Annotated in this window: 16 protein-coding genes and 1 riboswitch; of the genes, 9 read left to right on the plus strand and 7 right to left on the minus strand. The window is 73.0% G+C overall.

Translation table 11 applies throughout. The features are described from left to right. Nucleotides 1–1,266: protein phosphatase 2C domain-containing protein (locus tag AB0O29_RS26350; RefSeq protein WP_365155754.1), on the plus strand; the 1,266-nt coding region annotated here is incomplete at its 5' end. Nucleotides 1,267–1,814: 548 nt separating this feature from the next. Then, a complete protein-coding gene (locus AB0O29_RS26355) occupies nt 1,815–2,204 on the plus strand; it encodes an ATP-binding protein (protein ID WP_365155757.1) in 390 nt (129 codons plus the stop codon). Between the two features lie 88 nt (nt 2,205–2,292). On the opposite strand, the gene AB0O29_RS26360 is transcribed toward AB0O29_RS26355, so the two are convergent. Then, complete coding sequence (locus AB0O29_RS26360) at nt 2,293–3,351, minus strand: DUF2637 domain-containing protein (RefSeq protein ID WP_365155760.1); 1,059 nt, start codon at nt 3,349–3,351, stop codon at nt 2,293–2,295. A gap of 192 nt (nt 3,352–3,543) precedes the next feature. Next, nucleotides 3,544–4,419: a (2Fe-2S)-binding protein gene (locus tag AB0O29_RS26365; protein ID WP_365155763.1), complete on the minus strand. Its 876-nt coding sequence runs from the start codon at nt 4,417–4,419 to the stop codon at nt 3,544–3,546. Nucleotides 4,420–4,670: 251 nt separating this feature from the next. Here AB0O29_RS26365 and AB0O29_RS26370 point away from each other — a divergent pair, with 251 nt between their 5' ends. Next, a complete protein-coding gene (locus AB0O29_RS26370; RefSeq protein ID WP_365155792.1) occupies nt 4,671–5,312 on the plus strand; it encodes a GntR family transcriptional regulator in 642 nt (213 codons plus the stop codon). 246 nt (nt 5,313–5,558) lie between these two features. On the opposite strand, the gene AB0O29_RS26375 is transcribed toward AB0O29_RS26370, so the two are convergent. Further along, on the minus strand, nt 5,559–6,317 hold the full coding sequence (locus tag AB0O29_RS26375; RefSeq protein WP_365155795.1) for a hypothetical protein: 759 nt from the start codon (nt 6,315–6,317) through the stop codon (nt 5,559–5,561). 172 nt (nt 6,318–6,489) lie between these two features. Next, nucleotides 6,490–8,166 (minus strand): PucR family transcriptional regulator ligand-binding domain-containing protein, encoded by a 1,677-nt coding sequence (locus tag AB0O29_RS26380; RefSeq protein WP_365155765.1) that lies wholly within the window; start codon nt 8,164–8,166, stop codon nt 6,490–6,492. A 253-nt stretch (nt 8,167–8,419) separates the two neighbouring features. Between AB0O29_RS26380 and AB0O29_RS26385 the strand changes: the two genes are divergently transcribed. The 6 genes from AB0O29_RS26385 to AB0O29_RS26410 all read left to right on the plus strand — a co-directional run bounded on the left by AB0O29_RS26385 (nt 8,420) and on the right by AB0O29_RS26410 (nt 16,816). Continuing rightward, the gene (locus tag AB0O29_RS26385) at nt 8,420–9,313 is read left to right on the plus strand and encodes an FAD binding domain-containing protein (protein WP_365155767.1); all 894 of its coding nucleotides are present in this window, start codon (nt 8,420–8,422) and stop codon (nt 9,311–9,313) included. Nucleotides 9,314–9,315: 2 nt separating this feature from the next. Then, nucleotides 9,316–9,915 carry a (2Fe-2S)-binding protein gene (locus tag AB0O29_RS26390; protein WP_365155770.1) on the plus strand — a complete coding sequence of 200 codons (600 nt, stop codon included), beginning with the start codon at nt 9,316–9,318 and terminating at the stop codon, nt 9,913–9,915. A gap of 2 nt (nt 9,916–9,917) precedes the next feature. Continuing rightward, complete coding sequence (gene pucD / locus AB0O29_RS26395; RefSeq protein WP_365155773.1) at nt 9,918–12,314, plus strand: xanthine dehydrogenase subunit D; 2,397 nt, start codon at nt 9,918–9,920, stop codon at nt 12,312–12,314. A gap of 322 nt (nt 12,315–12,636) precedes the next feature. Continuing rightward, the gene (locus AB0O29_RS26400; RefSeq protein ID WP_365155775.1) at nt 12,637–14,100 is read left to right on the plus strand and encodes an NCS2 family permease; all 1,464 of its coding nucleotides are present in this window, start codon (nt 12,637–12,639) and stop codon (nt 14,098–14,100) included. Nucleotides 14,101–14,220: 120 nt separating this feature from the next. Next, a complete protein-coding gene (locus tag AB0O29_RS26405; RefSeq protein WP_365155778.1) occupies nt 14,221–15,384 on the plus strand; it encodes an XdhC family protein in 1,164 nt (387 codons plus the stop codon). Between the two features lie 115 nt (nt 15,385–15,499). Then, nucleotides 15,500–16,816: a YncE family protein gene (locus AB0O29_RS26410; RefSeq protein WP_365155781.1), complete on the plus strand. Its 1,317-nt coding sequence runs from the start codon at nt 15,500–15,502 to the stop codon at nt 16,814–16,816. 61 nt (nt 16,817–16,877) lie between these two features. On the opposite strand, the gene AB0O29_RS26415 is transcribed toward AB0O29_RS26410, so the two are convergent. From AB0O29_RS26415 to cobN, 3 genes are all read right to left on the minus strand, one after another. Next, nucleotides 16,878–19,100, minus strand: coding sequence for a germacradienol/geosmin synthase (locus tag AB0O29_RS26415; RefSeq protein ID WP_365155784.1), 2,223 nt, complete (start codon nt 19,098–19,100; stop codon nt 16,878–16,880). 166 nt (nt 19,101–19,266) lie between these two features. Further along, entirely contained in the window at nt 19,267–19,740 is a 474-nt protein-coding gene (locus tag AB0O29_RS26420; protein ID WP_365155787.1) for a hemerythrin domain-containing protein, read from the minus strand. A 19-nt stretch (nt 19,741–19,759) separates the two neighbouring features. Then, entirely contained in the window at nt 19,760–23,380 is a 3,621-nt protein-coding gene (gene cobN, locus AB0O29_RS26425) for a cobaltochelatase subunit CobN (RefSeq protein WP_365155789.1), read from the minus strand. Nucleotides 23,381–23,412: 32 nt separating this feature from the next. Continuing rightward, a riboswitch (cobalamin riboswitch) is annotated at nt 23,413–23,570 on the minus strand. Between the last annotated feature and the right edge of the window lie 233 nt (nt 23,571–23,803).

Here is a 23,803-nt window from a genome sequence, read left to right on the forward strand (position 1 = left end):
GCCGCGCCCCCGCCGCCCCCGCTGCTCCCCGGCCCCCGCGCCTCGGACGCCGCACCCGCGGGCGGCCCGGGCCTCGCGGGACCGCCCGCGCCGCCTGAAGGGCCGCCGCCCGCGCCGCCCGTTGGCGCGCCCGCCCCGCCCGCCGGGCCGCCTGCCGCCCCGCCCGTCCCGCCTGCCGACGCGCCCGCGCCGCCCGCCGGACCCCCGCCCGCGCCGCCCGCCGGGCCCCCGGTGGCGCCCGAGCGGCGTCCGGGGCCGGTGGAGCCGCTGCGGCTGGAGAAGGGCGCCGCGACCGTCCCGCCGCCCCGGCACGACCCCCGGGTGACGGGGGCCACCGCCTACGCGGAGGGGGACGTCGCCGTGCCGCCCGCACCGCCGGAGGCGCGGGCCGAGCCGAGTCCGGAGCCCCTGCCCGAGCCGGACGAACGGCCCGCGGTCGGCCACCTCGGGGACCGCGCCCCCACCTACGCCGCCGAGCCGGGGGCGCTCCCCGCCGCCGACCCCGCCGAGCTGGACCTGCTCACCCCCGACACCGTCCTTGAGGGCGCCCGGTACGGCACCTACACCCTGCGCGCCGCCTCGCTGCGCGGCGACTCCGCCCGCTACCGGGGCGACGCCCGCCGGGACTTCCTGCTCACCGCCCGCTTCGGCAGCGGGGACGACGCCCTCGTGCTGGTGGTCCTGGCCGGCGGGGACCGGGCCGCCCCCGGCGCCCGCGAGGCCGCCGCCGAACTCGGGCACTCCGTCGCCGCGGCCGTCGGGCGCAGCCGGGAGCGGCTCGCCGAGGACATCCGGGCGGGCCGCCGCGAGGCCCTGCTCTCGGGGCTCCAGCGGCTCACCGACCGGGGCTACGGGCGGCTGCGGGCCCGCGCCGCCGAACTCGGGCTCGACGAGGAGTCCTACACCGCCGGACTGCGCGGGCTGCTGCTGCCGCTGGACCCGCGGTGCCCGCACCGGGTCTGCTTCGGCTTCGGCGCGGGCGGGGTGTTCCGGCTCCGCGGCGGCCGCTGGCAGGATCTGGAGGAGGACGCCGCCGCCGGCGCCTTCCGGTTCCGCGCCGCCGCGGCCCGCCCGGGAGACACCCTGCTGCTCTGCTCCGGAGGCCTCGCCGACCCCATGCGCGAGGAGGGCCTGCTCCCGGCCGAACTCGCCGCCCGCTGGTCGCAGGGGGAGCCACCGGGACTGGCCGCCTTCCTCGCGGACACCCAGCTCCGCCTCAAGGGCTACGCCGACGACCGCACGGCCGCCGCCGTCTGGGAGGCCTGACCGGAGCCCGTCAAGGGGAGCCGCCGGGGGCGACGGCGGAATCTCGCCGCCGGTGGGAGTTTTCCTCCCCCTCGTGCAGTACGCCCCGCCCGTCAAACTGCCCCTCTTCGGCGCCGGAGGCCCGTACCGACCGGACGGGATCCACCGGTTTCCGGCCTCCGTCCGTACGGAACCGCGCGCCGCGGCCGCCCGGCCGGTGGCGGGGCCGCTCTGGTGGAGGGGGTGCGGGAGGAAGCGGGGCTGTCGGATCCACCGAGGGACGGTGTCCGAGCGGTGACCGGATTCGCACCATCGGACAGCGGGACCGTGTCGGCCGGGGGTGCGGCCGGTCGTCCGCGGATGGCCGGATCTCATGGTCGCCGCCCGCCCGGCCGTTGAGGGGGAAGGAGTGTGAACCCGCCCCGAGGGCATGCATTCCGTAGGCCTGTTCGAGATCCAGGCACCGGAATACGGGGAGGTACTTCACCGTGCGCGTGGGGGCGAAGACCGGGAAGCCGTGGCGGAGGGGGCGGCCTGTGCCGCGCGAACCGTCGCAGGGCCAGGCGGAGATGACGCGCAGTGTGCACCGGGCCGACCTGAAGGCGGTGGGCCAGGTCCGCAGGGAACTGCGGGAGCTGCTCCGTCACCGCTGCGGGGCCGATACGGCCCAGGTGGCCGAGCTGCTGGTCACCGAACTCGTCACGAACGCCCTCGTCCACACCGAGGGCGGGGCCGAGGTGTCCGCGAGCGTCAAGGGAGCCCGGCTGAGGGTGGAGGTCCGCGACGGCGCCGCCCGCAGGCCCCGGCCGTACGTACCGTCCGCCGACGACGGTACGCACGGACGGGGACTGGTCCTGGTGGAGGCGCTCGCCGACACCTGGGGCGTGGACCCGCCGGCCCTGGGGCCGGGCAAGGTGGTCTGGTTCGAGCTGGCGGACGCCCTGGAGGACGCCGGGTAGCCGCGGGCGGACCCGTGACACAGGACGGCGGGGCCGCCCGAAGGCAGCCCCGCCGAGGTGGTACGGCCGCTCCGGCCCGTCGTGCCGGTCAGCCGAACTGCTGCTCCAGGTCCTTCAGTTTGCGCTCCAGTGAGTCGAGCCGGGGGATGGTCTGGGTGTCGTCCTCGGCGGTGAGGTCCACCGTCCGGGGGCCGGCCGGGTCAGCGGACTCGGCCGCGTTCACGGCCTGTAGGGAGGGCCTTCGTCGCAAGGGCAGTTGTCCCGGTTCCGATATGGCCGGCTCCGCGCCGACCGGCGCGGAGCCCGTCCCGGGGGTCAGCCCCGGCAGGTCGACCTGACGCGCCCGGGCCCGCCCGAACGCCCTGTTCTGCCGGCCCAGCGCCTTGATGCGGGCGCGGTCCAGACGGTGCTGCTCCCGCCTGCGGTGCCGGTCCTGCTCCCGCTCCTTCTTGTCCTCGCGCACCTCGTCGACGGCCTCGTCGAGCGTGCGCACGCCCTCCAGGAGCATCAGCGACCAGGCGCCGAAGGTCTCGCGGGGGGCCCGCAGCCAGCGCACCATGCGGATCTGCGGCAGCGGGCGCGGGATCAGACCCTGCTCGCGCAGCGCGGCCCGGCGGGTCTGCTTGAGCGCCCGGTCGAAGAGCACGGCCGCCGAGAGCGACATCCCGGCGAAGAACTGCGGAGCCCCGTCGTGGCCCGAACCCCTGGGCGCGTGCACCCAGTTGAACCAGGCCGCCGCCCCGGCGAAGAGCCAGACCAGCATCCGGGAGCCGAGGGCCGCGTCGCCGTGGCTGGCCTCGCGCACGGCGAGCACCGAGCAGAACATGGCGGCGCCGTCGAGGCCGAACGGGACGAGGTACTCCCAGCCGCCGGAGAGGTTGAGGTTCTGCCGGCCGAAGCCGACGAGCCCGTGGAAGGAGAGCGCGGCGGCCACCGCCGCGCAGCAGAAGAGCAGCACGTACGAGGCGGTGCCGTAGACGGCCTCCTTGCGCCGCCGGCGCTCCTCGCTGCGTTCCCAGCTGTCGTCGGCCGCGGCCTTCTCGCCCTCACGCTTCCCCCGGGCCAGCACCGCCACTGCCGCAAGTACGCCCAGGATCAACAGGCCGCCGGGCAGCAGCCAGTCCAGCGATATGTCGGTCAGTCTCATGCGGTTGTCCCTTGCCTCGCGTATGCGGCTTTCCGGGCGCCATAGTGGCGCAGCCGGTCCGTGGTGCACGTGGGTTTCGGGTCAAGTGGACGCCAACGGGGGGCGGGGCCCGTCGGATAGGGTGTTGTGTCTCGAACTGCTGCTCGCGTAAGCCGAGTTGAGTTCGAATACGCTTCATCCGGCGGGGTGGGTTCAGGCCGCGGCGGCCGTGAGCCGGGCGACCCGCTCGGCGTCGCGGGTGCGGGGGCAGGTCGTGCAGGTGTCCTCCGGGCGGACCGTGTAGAAGAAGCAGCAGCCCGCCCGGTCCCGGGTGGTCAGCTCCGTCCCGCAGGGGCCGGCGAGGGTGCGGAAGCGCGCGCCCGCCGCGTACGGGGCGAGCGCCCCGGGCAGCAGCCGTTCCAGCTCGCGCACCGCCCGCCGCTCCTCGCCGAGCAGGCTCCCCAGGTACCAGAGGCCCTCGACGATCTCGTCGGTGGCCGTCGCCCACAGGGCGCGCGGGCCGCGCCGCATCCGCGGGCCGAACCCCTCCAGCAGCGGTCCGAGGTGCTGGGCCACCGCGGCCCGCACCTCCTCGCGCAGTTCCTCCTCGCCCGCCACGGTCCGCGCCCCGGGGAGGGCGGCAGCCGGGTCTCCGGGCAGGCAGGCGAACTCCTCGACCCGTACGGCCATCCGCCCCTCCGTCCGGTGGAAGGCCACCCGGTCCACCGGGAGGCGGGGCACCCGGCGCTCCAGGAACCACGGGACGGTGATCAGCAGGCAGGCCGGCCAGGCGTACCGGTGCAGACCGAAGCCGGCCACCACGTCGGGCCGCGCCGGGCGCCCGTAGTCCCGTACCACCTGGGCCGCGTCCCAGGCGAGATGGGCGTCGAGGGCCCCGCCGCCCGCCGCGAGCTCGTGCGCGCCGACCCATCCCACACCGCGAGGGAGGGGTTCGTGCGCGCCGTGCTCGCGGATCCGCAGCCCCGGATAGGCCGCCGTCAGGCGCTCGTACGCACGCGCCACCGGAGAGCCGGCCGGGGCGGGTGCGGGCGGGAGCAGGACGGGGACGGCCGAGCCGGAGCCGGACATGACGGACCACCGATCACGCGTTGCGAGCAAGGTTAGCCTAACCTTAGCTGATCTACGGCGATCCGTCCGCCCCCCGCCGCCCCCGGTTCCTTCACGTGATCCGCGCCTCGCGCACCCCGGAGCCCCCGGGGCCGTCACCTATCCTCGGAACCGGTCGAGACCCGGAGGAGGACCGAGTGCGCGGAGCGGCCCATGCCCTGGTGTCGGAGGCGTCGGAGGCGTCGGAGGCGTCGGAGCCCTGCGGCCCGGCGGTGCGGCCGGTGATACCGGCCCAGAAGGTGCTGCGCCATTCGGTGCGCGGACAGGTCCTGGACGCGCTGCGCGCGGCGCTGGTCGACGGGGAGCTGGTGCCGGGGGAGATCTACTCGGGCCCGGCGCTCGGCGAACGCTTCGGGGTCTCCGCGACCCCGGTCCGCGAGGCGATGCAGCAGCTGGCGCTGGAGGGGGCGGTGGAATGCCTGCCCAACCGGGGCTTCCGGGTGCTGACCCGGACCGCCCGCAGCCTGGCGGAGCTCGCCGAGGTGCGGGCCCTGCTGGAGGTCCCGGTGATGCTGCGGCTGGCCCGCTCGGTACCGGCCGCCACCTGGGAGACCCTGCGCCCGGCGGCCCTCGCCACGGTGGAGGCGGCCGCCACCGGTGACCTGCCGGGGTACGCGGAGGCGGACCGCGCCTTCCACCGGGCGGTGCTCTCGCTGGCCGACAACGGGCAGCTGGTGCAGATCGCCGAGGAGCTGCACCGGCGGGCGCAGTGGCCGCTGCCGGGGGCTCCGCGGGTGCGGTGCGCGGACCTGATGGCCGACGCGGCCGAGCACTCGGCGCTGCTGGAGGCGCTGATCGCGCAGGACCTCCCGGCGGTCGAGTCCCTGGTCCGCACCCACTTCGCGGGCGCGTAGCCGCCTGCGGGTCCCGCTGCGCGGAGCCGTCTCCCCGCCCCGCCCTTTCGCCGTTTCCCGGGGGCTCCGCCCCCGGACCCCCGCGCCTCAAACGCCGGCGGGGCTGTAAACAGCCCGCGCGGCGTTTGAGCGCAACGGGCGCGGAGCGTCCGGAACGGGTCCGGGCAGGGCCCGGGGAACGGTGGAAGGGCGGGTAGGGGACCTCGCCCCGCGCAGCGGCGACGGCCGAGCCGCGCGAGCGGCGCGTCAAGAGGGAGTCGGGTGGAGTTGTTCCGCCAGCCAGGTCGGGATGCCGCCCAGGAGGTGGAACAGGCGGCGGGCCTCCTCCCGCAGCCGGGAGGCCTCCGGCTCCGGCTCCGCCTCGGCCAGCGCGGCCAGCGCGGGGGCCGTGCCCACCAGGAAGCCCAGGTCCTCCCGGATCCGCAGGGACTCCGCGAAGCCCTTGCGCGCCTCCGCCACCTCCCCGTCCCGCAGGGCCAGCGCGGCCAGGTGGCGCCAGGTGAACGACAGCAGCAGCGTGTCCCCGTGCGCCTCCGCCCCCGCGTGGGCCCGGTGGTAGGCCGGCCGGGCCGCCTGCGGGGCGTCCGCGAGGTGCTCGGCGACCAGGCCCCGCCGGAAGTCCAGCAGCGGCCGGGTCCGCGACCCCGGGGACAGCAGCGCCGCCGCCCGGCCGAGCGCCGAGCGGGCCTCGTCCGCCCGGTCCCGTACGCCGAGCACGGTCGCGGCGTAGGCCAGCTGGCCGCGCTCGCAGGCGGCCGCGCCGCGTTCGTCGTCGTCCCGGGCCGTGGCCTCGGCCGCCCTCAGCGCGTCCTCGGCCTCGCTCCAGCCCTGGCCGGTGAACAGGCACCGTTCGACCAGGAGCGCGGTCCGCTGGACCGCTGCCCCGGCCTCGTGCGCGTACGGCGTCAGCAACGCCGCCGCGTCCGTCCAACAGCCGCGCGAGCGCAGCCGCCATATCGCTCGCTGGAGGGGGTCGTCGCCCCCCGTTGATCCCGCACCGGACATGGCGGTATCCGCCACATTGCCCTCCCCGAAGCAACCAAGCAGCACGTCGTTGAGCCCTGGGGCGAAATGAGAGCACGGATCGGCTGCCTCGGCCAAGGGGTCGGGTGAACTCTTTCACAAAGTCCGGACGGTTCGTCAGCGGCCCCCGTCCGGCCCCTTGGTGCCTGTTTCGTCAGCTCATGCGCAGTGCCAGGAAGAAGTCCAGCTTGTCCTCCAGCCTCGAGAGGTCGCGCGACGTCAGCTGCTCGATTCGCCCGACACGGTAGCGCAGCGTGTTGACGTGGAGGTGCAGCCGCGTCGCGCAGCGGGTCCAGGAGCCGTCGCAGTCGAGGAAGGCCTCCAGGGTCGGGATGAGCTCCGCGCGGTGGCGGCGGTCGTAGTCGCGCAGCGGGTCCAGCAGCCGGGCCGTGAAGGCGCGGCGCACGTCGTCCGGCACGAACGGCAGCAGCAGCACGTGCGAGGCGAGCTCGTGGTGGCCGGCGGCGCAGACCCGGCCGGGACGGGCGGCGGCGACCCGGCGGGCGTGCCGGGCCTCCTCCAGCGCCCCGCGCAGCCCCTCGGCGGAGTGCACGGCCGCGCTGACGCCCAGGGTGAGCCGGCCGTCGTCGGCCAGACCGGCCGCCAGCGGCTCGCGGACGGACGCCAGCAGCGCGTCGGCGTGCAGCGCGGAGTCCGGGCCCTTGTCCTCGCCGGGCTCCCCGGAGAGCGCGGGCAGCGGCACGAGGGCGATGGCCTCGTCCCCCGCGTGGGCCACCGCGATCCGGTCGGACGGCTCCGGCCCGGACAGCGAGGGGTCGACGAGGATCTCCTCCAGCAGCGACTGGGCCACCGGGCCGCCGGGGATGTCCCCGCCCTCCCAGTCCACCCGCGCCACGACGACCTGCCAGTGCGGGGCGGAGCCCAGCCCGGGCAGCAGGACCGGCGCCGCCACCCGCAGGCGGGCGGCGATCTCGGCGGGCGGAGCACCCGTCTGGACCAGCTCCAGCACCTCCTGCGCCAGCCGGCGGCGCACCGTGCGGGCCGCGTCACGGCGGTCGCGTTCGACGGCGATCAGCTGGGTGACGCCCTGGAGCAGGTCGAGCCGCTCGGCCGGCCAGTCGCCCGCGTCGGCCTCGACCGCGAGGAGCCAGTCGGACAGCACGCTTTCGCGCACGTCACGGGCCCCGGGGCCCTGGCCGCGGCCCGCTCCCCTGATCGGGAAGAGGGAGTAGGTAATACCCTGGAGGGACAGCCGGTGCGGGCCCCTGCGGCCGGTCCGGACCGCCGCGAGGTGTTCGCTCGCCAGCGTCGCGCAGACGCCCGGGGACAGGGGCTCGCCCGCTCCGGCGATCTGCCGCCCGGTGGGGGAGAGCACCCAGGCCCGCAGATCGAGGTCCGTGGTGAGCAGATCCAGCACCACATCGGGTCCGCCACCCGCCGGCCCCGAGGTCATCAGCCGCCGGTGGCGGTCGACGACGGCCGCGAGGTCGCCCGCGCGCTCGCCGGAGACCTGCCTCACCACGTACTCCGTGATGGTGGCGAATGCAACGTCCTCGTTCACGGCGAACAGCGGGAGCCGGTTGCGCCGACAGGCTGAAACCAGATCATCGGGAATGTCGCCGAGTTCCGCTTCGCCCGCCGCGAGGCCGGCCACCCCCGCGCTCGCGAGGATTCGTACGAAAGGCTCGGAGTCGGCTGAATTTCTTCGCCATGCCAGGCCAGTGAGGACGAGTTCTCCTCCGGAGAGGTATCGGCTGGGATCCCTCAGGTCGGTCGTCATGACCCCGCGGACCGTCCGGTCGAGTTCTTCCTCGCCGCCCAGCAGCCGCAGCCCCAGCGCCTCGGTTTCCAGCAGTGCGCGCAGCCGCATGATGTCGCCGCCGATCTGTCTCGAATGTTGCCGTTGGAAATCGGGCAGGTCGTCGCATCCTGCCTTTCATACGAATCTACAAGACGAGAGAGGCACCCAGCCAACTCCTTCATGGTTTCGGTGACTGCACCCCGGGACCCAGGGCTTGTGTACTGGCTCCACACCGCGTTAACAGCACGTGAACGACCAGTCGAGGGCCCCTAGGCCTCCTGGCTTGAAGTGAACGGCCCGACTAAGAAGAAGAGAGCCGCACATGGACTTCCTTCGCCCCGCCAGCTGGGAGGAGGCACTCGCCGCCAAGGCCGAGTACCCCACAGCTGTGCCGATTGCGGGTGGCACCGACATCATGGTCGAGATCAACTTCGACCACCGCCGTCCGGAATACCTCCTGGACCTCAACCGCATCGAGCTGCTGCGGGAGTGGGAGGTCGGCGAGGAGATCACCAAGCTGGGTGCCTCCGTCCCGTACACCCAGATCATGGAGAACCTGCGCGCGACGCTGCCGGGTCTCGCGCTCGCCTCGCACACGGTCGCGTCCCCGCAGATCCGCAACCGCGGCGGTGTCGGCGGCAACCTCGGTTGCGCCTCCCCCGCCGGTGACTCCCACCCCGCCCTGCTGGCCGCAGGGTGCGAGGTCGAGGTCGAGTCCGTGCGCGGCTCCCGCATGATCCCGATCGACGAGTTCTACACCGGTGTGAAGCGCAACGCGCTCGCCGCCGACGAGCTCATCAAGTCGGTGCACATCAAGAACGCCACGGGCCCCCAGCAGTACTCGAAGGTCGGCACCCGCAACGCGATGGTCATCGCCGTGTGCGGCTTCGGCCTCGCGCTGCACCCCGACTCCCGCACGGTCCGTACGGGCATCGGCTCGGCCGCCCCGACCCCGGTCCGGGCGAAGGCCGCCGAGGAGTTCCTGAACGCCGCGCTCGAAGAGGGCGGTTTCTGGGACAACGGCAAGGTCATCACCCCGTCGATCGCCAAGCAGTTCGGTGAGCTCGCGTCCGCCGCGTGCAACCCGATCGACGACGTCCGCGGCACGGCGAAGTACCGCCGTCACGCGGTTGGCATCCTTGCTCGCCGCCAGCTCGTCTGGACCTGGGAGCAGTACCGCGGCACCAACGGCCGCTCGCTTGAAGGGGCTGCGTAATCATGCGCGTCAATTTCACCGTCAACGGTCGTCCGCAGGAAGCCGACGACGTCTGGGAGGGCGAGTCCCTCCTCTACGTGCTGCGTGAGCGCCTGGGCCTGCCCGGTTCGAAGAACGCCTGCGAGCAGGGCGAGTGCGGTTCCTGCACCGTCCGCCTCGACGGCGTGCCGGTCTGTTCCTGCCTGGTCGCGGCCGGTCAGGTCGAGGGTCGCGACGTCGTGACCGTCGAGGGCCTGGCCGACTTCGCCAAGCAGCGCGAGGAGCACGGCCACGGCTGCGGCACCGGCGCGTGCGGCGGCGGCAAGGGCGTGTCCACGGACGAGGCCAAGCAGTGGTCCGCCAAGGGCACCGACTCCCAGACCGGTGAGGGCGTCGCGCTCTCCAACATCCAGCAGGCGTTCATCGACGCCGGCGCCGTCCAGTGCGGTTTCTGCACCCCGGGTCTGCTGGTCCAGGCCGACGCGCTCCTGGAGCAGAACGCCGACCCGTCCGACCAGGACATCCGCGAGGCCCTGTCCGGCAACCTCTGCCGTTGCACGGGCTACGAGAAGATCCTCGACGCGGTCCGCCTCGCGGCCGCCCGTCAGGGAGAGGCGGTCTGATCATGGCTCAGAACACCCGCACCGTGGGTACGCCGACGAACGTCACCCAGAAGCACAACAAGGGCGGCATCGGCGAGTCCACGCTCCGTCCGGACGGCACCCTCAAGGTCACCGGCGAGTTCGCGTACTCCTCGGACATGTGGCACGAGGACATGCTGTGGGGCCAGACCCTGCGCAGCACCGTGGCCCACGCCGAGATCGTCTCCATCGACATCTCCGAGGCCCTGGCCATGCCGGGCGTCTACTCGGTCCTGACGTACGACGACCTGCCGGCCGAGATGAAGAACTACGGCCTGGAGATCCAGGACACCCCGGTCCTGGCCAACGGCCGGGTGCGCCACCACGGTGAGCCGGTCGCCCTCGTGGCCGCCGACCACCCGGAGACCGCCCGCCGCGCGGCCGCCAAGATCAAGATCGACTACCGTGAGCTGCCGCTCGTCACGGACGAGGCCTCCGCCCTCGCCGCCGACGCGCCGCTGATCCACGAGGGCCGCGACGACCACCACTCCGGTCACGTCCCGCACCCGAACATCGTGCACCGCCAGCCGATCATCCGCGGCAACGTGGAGGAGGCCCGCAAGCGGGCCGACGTGATCGTCGAGGGCGAGTACACCTTCGGCATGCAGGACCAGGCCTTCCTCGGCCCGGAGTCCGGCCTGGCCGTACCCTCCGAGGACGGCGGCGTCGACCTGTACGTGGCCACCCAGTGGCTGCACTCGGACCTCCAGCAGATCGCCCCGGTCCTGGGCCTGCCGCCGGAGAAGGTCCGCATGACGCTCTCGGGCGTCGGCGGTGCCTTCGGCGGCCGCGAGGACATCTCGATGCAGATCCACGCCTGCCTCCTGGCCCTGGCCACGGGCAAGCCGGTCAAGATCGTCTACAACCGCTTCGAGTCCTTCTTCGGCCACGTGCACCGCCACCCGGCGAAGCTCTACTACGAGCACGGCGCCACCAAGGACGGCAAGATCACGCACATGAAGTGCAAGATCGTGCTCGACGGCGGTGCCTACGCCTCGGCCTCCCCGGCCGTCGTCGGCAACGCGTCCTCCCTCTCGGTGGGCCCGTACGTCATCGACGACGTGGACATCGAGGCGATCGCGCTCTACACGAACAACCCGCCCTGTGGCGCGATGCGCGGCTTCGGCGCCGTCCAGGCCTGCTTCGCGTACGAGGCCCAGATGGACAAGCTCGCGGCGAAGCTGGGCATGGACCCGGTCGAGTTCCGCCAGCTGAACGCCATGGAGATGGGCACGATCATGCCCACCGGCCAGGTCGTGGACTCCCCGGCCCCGGTCGCCGAGCTGCTGCGCCGGGTCAAGGCCCGCCCGCTGCCGCCGGAGCGCCAGTGGGAGACCGCCGGCGAGGGCGCGGACGTCCGCGCGCTGCCCGGCGGCCTGTCGAACACCACGCACGGCGAGGGCGTCGTCCGCGGCGTCGGCTACGCGGTCGGCATCAAGAACGTCGGCTTCTCCGAGGGCTTCGACGACTACTCCACCGCCCGCGTGCGCCTGGAGGTCATCAACGGCGAGGCCGTCGCGATGGTCCACACGGCCATGGCGGAGGTCGGCCAGGGCGGTGTCACCGTCCACGCGCAGATCGCCCGTACCGAGCTGGGCGTCACGCAGGTGACCATCCACCCGGCCGACACGCAGGTCGGCTCCGCCGGTTCCACGTCCGCCTCCCGGCAGACGTACATGACCGGTGGCGCCGTGAAGAACACCTGCGAGCACGTCCGCGAGGCGCTGCTGGAGATGGGCCGCCGCAAGAACGGCTCGTACCACCCGGCCTGGGCCCACGCCGAGCTCCTCCTGGAGGGCGGCAAGGTCGTCACCGACGGCGGCGAGGTCCTCGCGGACATCGCCGAGATCCTGGAGAACGAGGCGATCGACCTCGAACTCGAGTTCCGTCACCGTCCGACGGTCGCCTTCGACCTGAAGACCGGCCAGGGCGACGGCCACGTCCAGTACACCTTCGCCGCGCACCGCGCGGTCGTCGAGGTGGACACCGAGCTCGGCCTCGTCAAGGTCGTCGAGCTGGCGACCGCGCAGGACGTCGGCAAGGCGCTCAACATGCTCTCCGTGGTGGGCCAGATCCAGGGTGGTACCACCCAGGGCCTCGGCGTGGCGGTCATGGAAGAGATCATCGTGGACCCGAAGACCGCGAAGGTGCGCAACCCCTCCTTCACGGACTACCTGATCCCGACCATCCTCGACACCCCGACCATCCCGGTCGACGTCCTGGAGCTCGCCGACCCGAACGCGCCGTACGGCCTTCGCGGTCTCGGCGAGGCCCCGACCCTCTCGTCCACCCCGGCCGTCCTCGCGGCGATCCGGGCGGCGACCGGTCTGGAGCTCAACAAGACGCCGATCCGTCCGGAAGCCCTCACCGGGACCCTCTAGGACGGCGCGGTCCGGGGGCCGATCAGGCCCCCGGACCCCCTCGGACTCTCCGGGCGGTGTGACACGGGAACGTCACACTTGCCGCCACACCGCCCGGAGCACCGAAGTAACCGCACCGCTCGCGGTCAGCTTCACCCGCAGCACCCCTGCAAGAACCCCCACGTAGTACCAGCGGTCACCCCCGCACTACCCGCAGTACACGCAGTGCACATTCGCGTCGCCTCGGGCCGTCACCCCGGGTCGTGCAGCCAACGCAGTTTCCCAAATCCCGCGTCTCCAATCTTTATGCGGGTGCCCCTTTGAACCTTGGGAGTTAGGCACCATGACCCAGTCGTCTGTGGAGTCCAAGACCACCGAAGAAGAGCCGAAAGAAGGCTCTCCGAGCCCCGCCGGCAGTTCTTGGCTCGACCGTTACTTTCACATCACCCATAGAGGGTCCAGCGTCGGCACGGAGATCCGTGGCGGCGTCACGACCTTCATGGCGATGGCGTACATCCTCCTGCTCAACCCGCTGATCCTCTCCGGCAAGGACGTCGCCGGAGACACGATGAGCCAGAAGGCCCTGATCACGGCCACCGCCTTCGCCGCGGCCGCGACCACCCTCCTGATGGGCTTCATCGGCAAGGTCCCGCTGGTCCTCGCCGCCGGCCTCTCCGTCTCCGGCGTCCTGTCCTCGCAGGTCGCCCCGCAGATGACCTGGCCGCAGGCCATGGGCATGTGCGTGATGTACGGCGTCGTGATCTGTCTCCTGGTCGTCACCGGCCTCCGAGAGATGATCATGAATGCGATCCCGCTCGCGCTCAAGCACGCGATCACCATGGGCATCGGCATGTTCGTCGCCCTGATCGGTCTCGTGAAGGCCGGCTTCGTCGGCAAGGGCCCCGAGTTCGGTCCTCCGGTCCAGCTCGGTTCGGTCGGCGAGCTCGCCGGCTGGCCGGTCCTGATCTTCTGCATCACCCTGCTGGCGATCTTCATGCTCCAGGCCCGCAAGGTCCCGGGCGCCATCCTGATCGGCATCGTCGGCGGCACCGTCATCGCGGCCATCGTCAACGCCGTCGTCGACATCGACCCGAAGGCCTGGAAGAACGGGCCGCCGGTCCTGGACGGCTCCGCCATCTCCATGCCCGACTTCTCGCTCTTCGGCAAGGTCGAGTTCGGCGGCTGGGGCGACGTCGGCGTCATGACGGTCGGCATGATCGTCTTCACCCTCGTGCTCGCCGGCTTCTTCGACGCCATGGCCACCATCATCGGCGTCGGCACCGAGGCCAAGCTGGCCGACGACCAGGGCCGCATGCCGGGCCTGTCGAAGGCGCTGTTCATCGACGGCGCCGGTGGCGCCATCGGCGGCATCGCCGGCGGCTCCGGCCAGACGGTCTTCGTCGAGTCCGCCACCGGCGTCGGTGAGGGTGCCCGCACAGGTCTCGCCTCCGTCGTCAGCGGTCTGCTCTTCGCCGCCTGCCTCTTCTTCACCCCGATCACCCAGATCGTCCCGGGTGAGGTCGCCTCCGCGGCCCTGGTCGTCATCGGCGCGATGATGATGCAGAACGCCCGCCACGTGGACTGGGCCGACGCCGCGACCGCGATCCCGGTCTTCCTGACCGTCGTGATCATGCCGTTCACGTACTCGATCACCCCCGGTGTCGCCGCCGGTGTGCTCTCCTACGTGGCCATCAAGGTCGCGCAGGGCAAGGCCCGCGAGATCGGTGCCTTCATGTGGGCGCTCACCGTCGTCTTCCTGATCTTCTTCGCGCTCCACCCCATCGAGGCGTGGCTCGGCGTCAAGTAGTAAGGCGAAGATCGGTACCCGACCCGACCGGCACCAGGCCCCCCGCGGCCCGGTGCCGGCCGGGTCACCACCCTTCACGCATCCCATACTGGAAACCGAACCTCTCCGAGGAGGCCGCACATGCTGGACATCGCCGAAGAACTGAACCGGTGGGTCGAGCAGGGACGTGACTTCGCCGTCGCCACCGTGGTGGCGGTCGGCGGCAGCGCGCCCCGGCAGCCCGGAGCCGCCCTCGCCGTCGACGGCGAGGGAACGGCCATCGGCTCGGTCTCCGGCGGATGCGTGGAGGGCGCGGTGTACGAGCTGTGCCGCCAGGCGCTCGAGGACGGCGAGACCGTCCAGGAGCGCTTCGGCTACAGCGACGACGACGCGTTCGCCGTGGGCCTGACCTGCGGCGGGATCATCGACATCCTGGTCACCCCGGTACCCGTCGGCTCCCCCCAGCGCGAGGTCCTCGCCTCCGCCCTGCGCGCCGCCTCCGGCGGCGAGGCGGCGGCCCTGGCCCGGATAGCCGAGGGGCCGGCCGAGCTCAAGGGCCGCGCCGTGCTCGTCCTGGGCGACGGCACCTTCGAGGGCGGCTTCGGCGGCCACCCCGAGCTGGACCGCACCATCGCCGAGGAGGCCCGCGCCATGCTGGACGCCGGCAAGACCGGCGTGCTGGAGATCGGCGCCGACGGCCGGCTCTGCGGAGAGCCCCTCAAGGTCCTGGTCGAGTCCAGCGTCCCGCCCCCGCGGATGATCGTCTTCGGGGCCATCGACTTCGCCTCCGCCCTGGTGCGGATCGGCAAGTTCCTCGGCTACCACGTGACGCTGTGCGACGCACGGCCCGTGTTCGCCACCAAGAAGCGCTTCCCCGAGGCCGACGAGATCGTCGTCGACTGGCCGCACCGCTACCTGGAGGCCGAGGCCGACTCCGGGGGCGTCGACGCCCGTACCGTCCTGTGCGTCCTCACGCACGACGCCAAGTTCGACGTGCCGCTCCTCGAACTGGCCCTCAAGCTCCCCGTCGCCTACGTCGGCGCCATGGGCTCCCGCCGCACCCACGAGGACCGCAACAAGCGGCTGCGCGACGTCGGCGTCACCGAGCTCGAACTGGCCCGGCTGCGCTCCCCGATCGGCCTGGACCTCGGCGCCCGCTCCCCGGAGGAGACCGCGCTGTCCATCGCCGCCGAGATCGTGGCGAACCGCCGCGGCGGCAGCGGAGCGGCCCTGACCGGCGCGCACATCCCGATCCACCGGGACTCCTCGAACACGCTGATCGGCCGCATCGGCTCCGTCGCCTGAGACGGCGCCCCGCCGGCCCGATGACAGAAGGCGCAGCCCCGAGGGTTGCGCCTTCTCGCCGTCCCGCCTACTTTACCGCCCGGTAACGACGCCTCCCCGCAACGGAGTTGAGCGGATGTCCCGGTACGGTCGCACCTCCTCGCGCAACCCCGCCCGCAGCCTCCGCCTGGCGTGCGCCCTGGCCCTGGCAGGCCTCGCGGCCGGTCTCGCCCCGGCCGCCGCCGCGTCCTCCCCGGCAGCGCCGCCCCCGGCCGGCGGACTGCGGGAGGTGCTCTTCGTCGGCAACAACTGGGAGGGCACCGCCGACGTCCTCGCCTCCACCGGCGACCTCGCCCGCGTCGGCCGGATCAACGTGATCCCCGACAAGGAGGAACGGCTCCGGGAGATCTACCTCAACCCCGTGAAGCTCGGCTTCTTCCTCGGCATCCGGGCCACGGCGGGCGAGGGCCACGACCAGTTCGTCGACGACATGTACACCACCCCGGACGGCACCGCCGTCGTCGTCTCGCGCCCCAGCTTCGCCGACGTCGTCTCCGTCGACCTGCGCTCGGGGCGGATCAACTGGCGCTTCCCGGTGGCCGGTTACCGCTCCGACCACATGGCCGTCTCGCCCGACGGCACCCGGGTGGCCGTCTCCGCCTCCACCGCCAACACCGTGCACGTCCTCGACATCGCCACCGGCCGGCAGGTCGGCTCCTTCGCGACCGGGGACAAGCCGCACGAGAACACCTTCACCCAGGGCGGCGGCCTGCTGTGGAACAGCTCCATCGGCGACGTCACCTCCGCGCTCGACGCGCCCTGGCTGGACTGGACGAAGGGCGACCGCAGACTCACCGTGGTCGACGCGCGGACCTTCCGCACCGTGCGGACCGTCGACATGCGCGAACGCCTCGACGCCTTCGGCCGCCGGGACCTCTCCGACGCCGTCCGCCCCATGGTATTCACCCCCGACGAGTCCACCCTCTACTTCCAGGTGTCCTTCTTCAACGGCCTCGTCGAGTACGACGTCGCCGCCGACCGCATCACCCGGGTCAAGACCCTCCCCGAGAACCCCGCCACCAGCACCGACCGCACCACCTGGGTCAACGACTCCCGCCACCACGGGCTGTCCATGAGCCCCGACGGGACGAAGCTCTGCGTCGCCGGCACCATGGACGACTACGCCACCGTCGTCGACCGGGCCACCCTCGCCGAGGGCCCCCTGATCCCCGCCGACAAGCCGTACTGGGCCACCGTCGACGGCGACGGCAAGGGCTGCGTGATCTCCGAGAGCGGCGCCGACCGGGTCACCGCCATCGACTTCGCCACCGGAGCCAAGCGGGTCTCCGTCCCCGTCGGCGACCACCCCCAGCGGGTCCGGCTCGGCCGCGTCCCGGCCGGCTGGAGCGGCCCGGAGGGCGCCCGCCGGGCCCCGGAGCCCGTCCGGGAGTAGCCGTCGGGTCCGGCTCTGGCGGCGGGGGCGGGCGAGCGGTCCGCCCCCGCCGCTGCCCGGCTCAGGCGGGCAGCCCGATCCGCGCCGCCGCCATGCCGAAGCCGCCGCTCAGGACGGCGGCGGACAGTCCGCCGGCCTGTCGGCGCAGATCGTCTTCACGATAACGCTCCGCCCTCCGGTGCCAGTTGATGATCCCGGCCAGCCAGTCGCGGAGTTCCTCCACGTAGGCGTCGACACCGGCCCGGGCGCGGGCGTCCAGCCCGTGGTCCGCGCACAGTTGAGGCAGCAGGTTCGCGGCGGTGTGCTGGAACTCCTCCGCCCGCTGCTCCATGAGGGAGCGGCAGATGTGCAGGGCCTCGGGGTAGCCGATGTCGAAGAAGTGCCGTGTGACGACGAGGTGGTTGTGCATGTCGCCGTCGAACTCCACGTCCTTCTGGTACGAGTGGATGTCGTTCAGGATGCATGCGATGTCGGCGGCCGCGTTCTCCAGGGAGCGGACGGTGCCCGAGCCGTAGACGGCGTCGGGGACGCCCCGGTCCGCGTGCCCGAACCGGCACATGTACATCGTCAGCCGGGTGCCGAAGGTGCGGCGGCGCATCTCGGCGTAGTCCACCGGGTCCGGGACGCGGTGGTGGGCGCGGTTCTCCACCTCCCACACCCAGCTCTCCAGCACGTCCACGACGGCGGCCCGGAACCCGGCGCGGAGGCCGGGGTCCATGCCGGGCGCGGTGCGCAGCCACAGGTCGGCAAGGGAACGTTCCATCGGGATGGCCGGAGCCGCCGGCGGCTCGCCGTCGTCCAGCGGCATCATCGACACCAGCCGCGCGGTGGCGGCCTTGGCGGCGGCGATGTTCCCGGACCGCCCGAACACCAGCGGGTAGTAGTCGTCCGCGTACGTCCCCCAGGTCATCCAGAGCGTGCTGAGGAGCAGTGCGTCGGCGGTGGCGTCGGGGTCCATGCCCGCGCAGCACAGGGCGAGGTCGAAGCGGCGCAGCCGCTCCTCGGTCCAGATCGCCGAACCGGGGTCCCCGGGCTGCGGATCGAGCAGCCCCGTCCTGCGGGCCCACGCCACCGATCCCTCGCGGGCGTGCGCGAGGTGCGGGCTGAGGGACACCTCGAAGGGCAGGCTCATCTCGGGGATCACCGAGGGGCCGGTGTGCTCGAAGGGGGTGAAGGCGAAGGCGCGGCCGCGCATCTCCATGGACCGCCGGGTGAAGACGGACCCCAGGTCGAAGGCGCTGGTCCCGAGCCCGCCCGGTAGGAAGGGCAGGGAGAGCCGGGCGGTGGGCCTGGCCCCCTCGTTCATGTAGCGGCTGGAGACCATGTGCCACTCGTGCCCCCCGGACTGCCAGTCCTGGAGCCCCTTGACGTAGGCGAGGACGGCCGCGATCTCGTGCGGGGCGAGGGCGTGTTCGGCGAAGAGCGGGGGGAGTTCGGCGAGCGCGGTCTGCTCGAACTGCTGGAGTCGGGAGGTGATCAGGTCGTTGGAGATCTCGGCGGCCTCCTGGGTGGAGCAGCCGAGGAAGGTCTCCAGCACCAGGACGGCGTTGGACAGTTCGCCCTCGTCGGTGACCTCGCGCTGGTAGGAGAAGATGTCGTTGCGGACGTGCACGGCGTCGGAGAAGGCGTCGCGCAGGACGCCCAGCGGACGCGAGTGCGCCACGCGCGCCGGCACTTCGGCGGCCGCGTACTCGACCAGCCCGGCCGACCAGGGCGCCCCGCCGACCTTCCGCCGCATCTCGATGTACTCGAGGGGGTTGGCGATCCGGCCGATGCCGATGTTGGCGAGCTCCCACATGGACTCGTCGAGCAGGTTCTTCGTGGACAGCGAGAACCGCTCCCGCCAGCCGGCCGACATGGCCGGGACGGTACGCGCCCACAGGTCGGCGAGCCCGGCCTCGACGGGGTTGGTCGGCTCGGGGAAACCTTCCGCCAGGTCCATCGGCATGAAGGCGGCGAGCCGGTCGAGGTAGGCCCTGGCCCCGGCGCGGTCCTGGGAGCGCTTGAAGGTCTCCAGGAAGTGGTCGTCGAAGAAGAAGACCCACACGTACCAGTCGGTGACGAGGGAGAGCGCCGCCGCGTCGCAGTCGGGGTGGGTGTGGGCGCAGAGCAGGGCGTAGTCGTGGGCGTCGAGGTCCCGCTCGTCCCACACCCCGGACCCCTCCAGCATCTCGAACGCGCGCGCCCACTCCTTGGTGTGGGCCCTGGCCTCCTCCAGGTGGGGGTTCAGCCGCGCCGGGTACGGCACGTAGAACTCCGGCAGTTGAAACGGCTGCTGCGTCACGAGGGGCGGGCCTTTCGTCCGGGGCACGGGGCCCGGACGACCCGGCCCCCGCACGAGATCAGCAGGGCCCTACCCCGGGTGCCCCGGTGATAAGGGGCAGTTCACCGTTTCAGGTGATGCGGACCCCGTTTCCCGGCGCGCGGGGCCGTTCTGGTGTCGGAGGAGTTCAGCCCGCCGCGTGCAGGGTCGCGTCCGGATGGGCCGCGCGCCAGGCCGCGATGGACGCGTCCCAGTCCTCGCCGGTCAGGGCGGTGAGGGAGGCCGGGAACAGGCCGTCCTCCTCCTTCGCGATGTGGTGGTGGAGCTCCGCCACGGCCTCGCGGAAGGCCTGCGCGTCGGCGGGGGAGGAGAGGTCGGCGGAGTCCAGGAAGGCCGCCAGCTCACGGTGCTCCGCGACCAGGGCCTCGATGTAGGCCGCGTACTCGGGGTCGCCCGACATCACCGCGAACAGGCCGTCCTCCTCACCCTTCCAGTGGGCGAGGAGGACGGCCTGAACAGTGGTGAGCAGGGCACGGGCCTTGGTGAGGTCGCCCGCGTCCAGAGCCCGGAGGGCGTCACCCGCCGCGTCGGTCACCGTCTCGTGCTCGGAGACGAACTCCTTGATCAGCGGGATCTGGCGGCATCCGCAGTAGTGGCACATGCCGCACATTCTGGGGCGCTTACTCCCCTTCGCCCTCCAGGTTGCCCTCCGTGTCCAGGTAGACCTGGCGGAGGGATTCGAGGATCTGGGGGTCCGGCTTCTCCCACATGCCGCGGGACTCGGCCTCCAGGAGGCGTTCGGCGATGCCGTGGAGGGCCCAGGGGTTGGCCTCCTCCAGGAAGGCGCGGTTGGTGGGGTCGAGGACGTACGTCTCCGTGAGCTTGTCGTACATCCAGTCCGCGACCACGCCCGTCGTGGCGTCGTAGCCGAAGAGGTAGTCGACCGTGGCCGCGAGTTCGAAGGCGCCCTTGTAGCCGTGGCGGCGCATCGCCTCGATCCACTTGGGGTTGACGACGCGGGCTCGGAAGACCCGGCTGGTTTCCTCGACCAGGGTGCGGGTCTTGACCGTTTCCGGGCGGGTGGAGTCGCCGATGTAGGCCTCGGGGGCCGTGCCGCGCAGGGCGCGGACGGTGGCCACCATGCCGCCGTGGTACTGGAAGTAGTCGTCCGAGTCCGCGATGTCGTGCTCGCGGGTGTCGGTGTTCTTGGCGGCGACCGTGATGCGCTTGTAGGCCGTCTCCATTTCCGTGCGGGCCGGGCGGCCTTCCAGGCCTCGGCCGTACGCGTAGCCGCCCCAGACCGTGTAGACCTCCGCGAGGTCGGCGTCGGTGCGCCAGTCGCGGGAGTCGATCAGCTGGAGGATGCCCGCGCCGTACGTGCCCGGGCGGGAGCCGAAGATGCGGGTGGTGGCCTTGCGCTCGTCGCCGTGGGCGGCGAGGTCGGCCTGGGCGTGGGCGCGGATGAAGTTCTCGGTGTGGGGCTCGTCCAGGGAGGCCGCCAGCCGGACCGCGTCGTCGAGGAGGCCGATGACGTGCGGGAACGCGTCGCGGAAGAAGCCCGAGATGCGGAGGGTCACGTCGATTCGGGGGCGGCCGAGTTCAGTGAGGGGGATCGCCTCGATGCCCGTGACGCGGCGGGAGGCCTCGTCCCAGACCGGGCGGACGCCGAGGAGGGCCAGGGCCTCCGCCACGTCGTCGCCGGCCGTGCGCATCGCGCTCGTGCCCCAGAGGGAGAGGCCGACCGAGGCGGGCCACTCGTCCTCGTGGTCCGCGCGGTAGCGGGTCAGGAGGGAGTCGGCCAGGGCCTGGCCCGTCTCCCACGCGAGGCGGGAGGGGACGGCCTTCGGGTCGACCGAGTAGAAGTTGCGGCCCGTCGGGAGGACGTTGACCAGGCCGCGCAGGGGGGAGCCGGACGGGCCCGCCGGGACGAAGCCGCCGTCCAGGGCGCGGACGACGTGCGCGATCTCGTCCGTGGTGCCTGCCAGGCGGGGGACCACCTCGTGCGCGGCGAAGGTGAGGATGTCCGCGACCGCGGAAGGGTGGCCCGCCGCGATCGAGGCGACCGCCGACGGCTTCCAGTCCGCGTCCTCCATCGCCTGCACCAGGGCGCGGGCCGTCTCCTCGACGGCGTCCGCCGAGGTGCGGGTGGCCGCCGACTCGTCGAGGCCGAGGGCCTCGCGCAGGCCGGGCAGGGCGGAGGTGCCGCCCCAGATCTGGCGGGCGCGGAGGATGGAGAGGACCAGGTTGACCCGGGCCTCACCGGTCGGGGCGCCGCCCAGGACGTGCAGGCCGTCGCGGATCTGGGCGTCCTTGACCTCGCACAGCCAGCCGTCGACGTGGAGCAGGAAGTCGTCGAAGCCGTCGTCGTCGGGGCGTTCGGCCAGGCCCAGGTCGTGGTCGAGCTTCGCGGCCTGGATGAGGGTCCAGATCTGGGCTCGGATCGCCGGGAGCTTGGACGGGTCCATGGAGCTGATCTGGGCGTACTCGTCCAGGTGCTGCTCCAGGCGGGCGATGTCGCCGTACGACTCGGCGCGCGCCATCGGCGGGACCAGGTGGTCGACGAGGGTGGCGTGGACCCGGCGCTTGGCCTGGGTGCCCTCGCCCGGGTCGTTGACCAGGAAGGGGTAGACGAGGGGGAGGTCGCCGAGGGCGGCGTCCGGGGCGCAGGAGGCGGACAGGCCCGCGTTCTTGCCGGGCAGCCACTCCAGGTTGCCGTGCTTGCCCAGGTGGATCATCGCGTCGGCGCCGAAGCCGCCGTCCTGCGCGGCCGCCTGGATCCAGCGGTACGCGGCCAGGTAGTGGTGCGAGGGCGGCAGGTCCGGGTCGTGGTAGATCGCGATCGGGTTCTCGCCGAAGCCGCGCGGCGGCTGGATGAGGATCAGGAGGTTCCCGCGGCGCAGGGCGGCGAGGACGATGTCGCCCTCGGGGTTCGAGGAGCGGTCCACGAACATGTTGCCGGGGGCCTCGCCCCAGTGCTCCTCGACGCTCTCGCGCAGGTCGGCGGGGAGTTCGGCGAACCAGCGCTTGTAGTCGGCCGCCGGGATGCGGACGGGGTTGCGGGCCAGCTGCTCCTCGGTGAGCCAGTCCTGGTCGTGGCCGCCGGCCTCGATCAGGGCGCGGATCATCTCGTCGCCGTCACCCGAGACCAGGCCCGGGATCTCCTCGACGGGGCCGAAGTCGTAGCCCTCGGCGATCAGGGTGCGCAGGAGTTCCACGGCGCTGGCCGGGGTGTCCAGGCCGACCGCGTTGCCGATGCGGGAGTGCTTGGTGGGGTACGCGGAGAGGACCAGCGCGATCCGCTTGTCGGCGCGCTCGATGTGGCGCAGCCGGGCGTGGCGCACCGCGATGCCGGCGACGCGGGAGGCGCGCTCGGCGTCGGCCACGTAGGCGGGCAGGCCGTCCTCGTCGATCTCCTTGAAGGAGAACGGGACGGTGATCAGGCGGCCGTCGAACTCGGGCACGGCGACCTGGGTGGCGGCGTCGAGGGGGGAGAGGCCCTCGTCGTTCTCCTCCCAGTTGCCGCGCGAGCCCGTCAGGCACAGGGCCTGGAGGATCGGCACGCCGAGGCCGGCCAGGGCGCCCGCGTCCCAGGACTCGTCGTCCCCGCCCGCGGAGGCCGTGGCGGGGCGGGTGCCGCCGGCGGCGAGGACGGTGGTGACGATGGCGTCCGCCTGCTCCAGCGCCTGGAGCAGCTCCGGCTCCGGGCTGCGCAGGGAGGAGACGTACAGGGGGAGGGGGCGGCCGCCCTTGGCCTCGACGGCGTCGCAGAGGGCGTGCACGAAGGCGGTGTTGCCGCTCATCTGGTGGGCGCGGTAGTAGAGCACGGCGATCCGGGGGCCGGCGGCCTCCGTGGCCGGGCGCTCCAGGGGGCCCCAGGTGGGGGAGGCGGCCGGGGGCTCGAAGCCGTGGCCGGTGAGCAGGACCGTGTCGGAGAGGAAGCGGGCCAGCTGCTCCAGGTTGGCCGGGCCGCCGTGCGCGAGGTAGCGGTGGGCCTCGGCGGCGATGCCGATCGGGACCGTGGAGGCCTCCATCAGCTGGGCGTCCGGGGCCTGTTCGCCGGTCAGCACCACGACCGGGCGGGTCTGGCCGGCGGCCAGGAGCACGTCGAGGCCGTCCTGCCAGGCGCGCAGGCCGCCGAGGAGGCGGACGACGACCAGGTCGGCGCCGTCGAGGAGCCCGGGGAGGTCGTCGAGGGGGAGGCGGGAGGGGTTCGCGAACCGGTACGGCACGGGGCCGTCGGCGGTGTTCGCGGCGCGGGCGCTGAGCAGATCGGTGTCGGACGTCGACAGCAGCAGGATCATGCGGCGGCAGGCCTTCCTCGGGGTTTCCGCGCCCCGGGCAGTGAGGACAGCGGGAGTTCCTGACTCACCCCGCGGATCGCTCCGCGGGGCTCACAGTGGCGGGACCGCGCCGGAATCGCACCGGGCTTCCTCCCATGTCGCCGTCCTCGGCGGTGACGGGCCGAGTGGTCCGCCGGAAGGTCATCTTAGGTGGCCTTTTCCCTGGCCGGGAGGTGGGGTGGCGTGAGGTCGGTCCGGTGCGGCGTCGCTGCCGGGGCTCTGCCCAGCAGGTCGGGGCGCAAACGCCGGGTGCGGGTGCCGGTGGGGCGGGGCCGCTGCGCGGGGCCGTCTCCCCGCCCCGCCCTTCGCCCGTTCCCCGGGGCTCCGCCCCGGACCCCGCGCCTCAATCGCCGGCGGGGCTGGAGGAACCCGGGGCTCCGCCCC

Origin of the sequence: Streptomyces sp. NPDC089915 (assembly GCF_040684675.1) — a bacterium.
In the GTDB taxonomy this organism is placed as follows: Bacteria; Actinomycetota; Actinomycetes; order Streptomycetales; family Streptomycetaceae; genus Streptomyces.

Bases quoted from the DNA above. Each gene is read 5' to 3' on its own strand.
- AB0O29_RS26355 (WP_365155757.1), top strand. From the start codon at position 1,815: ATGACGCGCAGTGTGCACCGGGCCGACCTGAAGGCGGTGGGCCAGGTC.
- pucD (WP_365155773.1), top strand. From the start codon at position 9,918: ATGGCTCAGAACACCCGCACCGTGGGTACGCCGACGAACGTCACCCAG.
- AB0O29_RS26400 (WP_365155775.1), top strand. From the start codon at position 12,637: ATGACCCAGTCGTCTGTGGAGTCCAAGACCACCGAAGAAGAGCCGAAA.
- AB0O29_RS26420 (WP_365155787.1), bottom strand. From the start codon at position 19,740: ATGTGCCACTACTGCGGATGCCGCCAGATCCCGCTGATCAAGGAGTTC.
- AB0O29_RS26365 (WP_365155763.1), bottom strand. From the start codon at position 4,419: ATGTCCGGCTCCGGCTCGGCCGTCCCCGTCCTGCTCCCGCCCGCACCC.
- AB0O29_RS26390 (WP_365155770.1), top strand. From the start codon at position 9,316: ATGCGCGTCAATTTCACCGTCAACGGTCGTCCGCAGGAAGCCGACGAC.
- AB0O29_RS26405 (WP_365155778.1), top strand. From the start codon at position 14,221: ATGCTGGACATCGCCGAAGAACTGAACCGGTGGGTCGAGCAGGGACGT.
- AB0O29_RS26410 (WP_365155781.1), top strand. From the start codon at position 15,500: ATGTCCCGGTACGGTCGCACCTCCTCGCGCAACCCCGCCCGCAGCCTC.
- AB0O29_RS26385 (WP_365155767.1), top strand. From the start codon at position 8,420: ATGGACTTCCTTCGCCCCGCCAGCTGGGAGGAGGCACTCGCCGCCAAG.
- cobN (WP_365155789.1), bottom strand. From the start codon at position 23,380: ATGATCCTGCTGCTGTCGACGTCCGACACCGATCTGCTCAGCGCCCGC.
- AB0O29_RS26380 (WP_365155765.1), bottom strand. From the start codon at position 8,166: ATGCGGCTGCGCGCACTGCTGGAAACCGAGGCGCTGGGGCTGCGGCTG.
- AB0O29_RS26375 (WP_365155795.1), bottom strand. From the start codon at position 6,317: ATGTCCGGTGCGGGATCAACGGGGGGCGACGACCCCCTCCAGCGAGCG.
- AB0O29_RS26360 (WP_365155760.1), bottom strand. From the start codon at position 3,351: ATGAGACTGACCGACATATCGCTGGACTGGCTGCTGCCCGGCGGCCTG.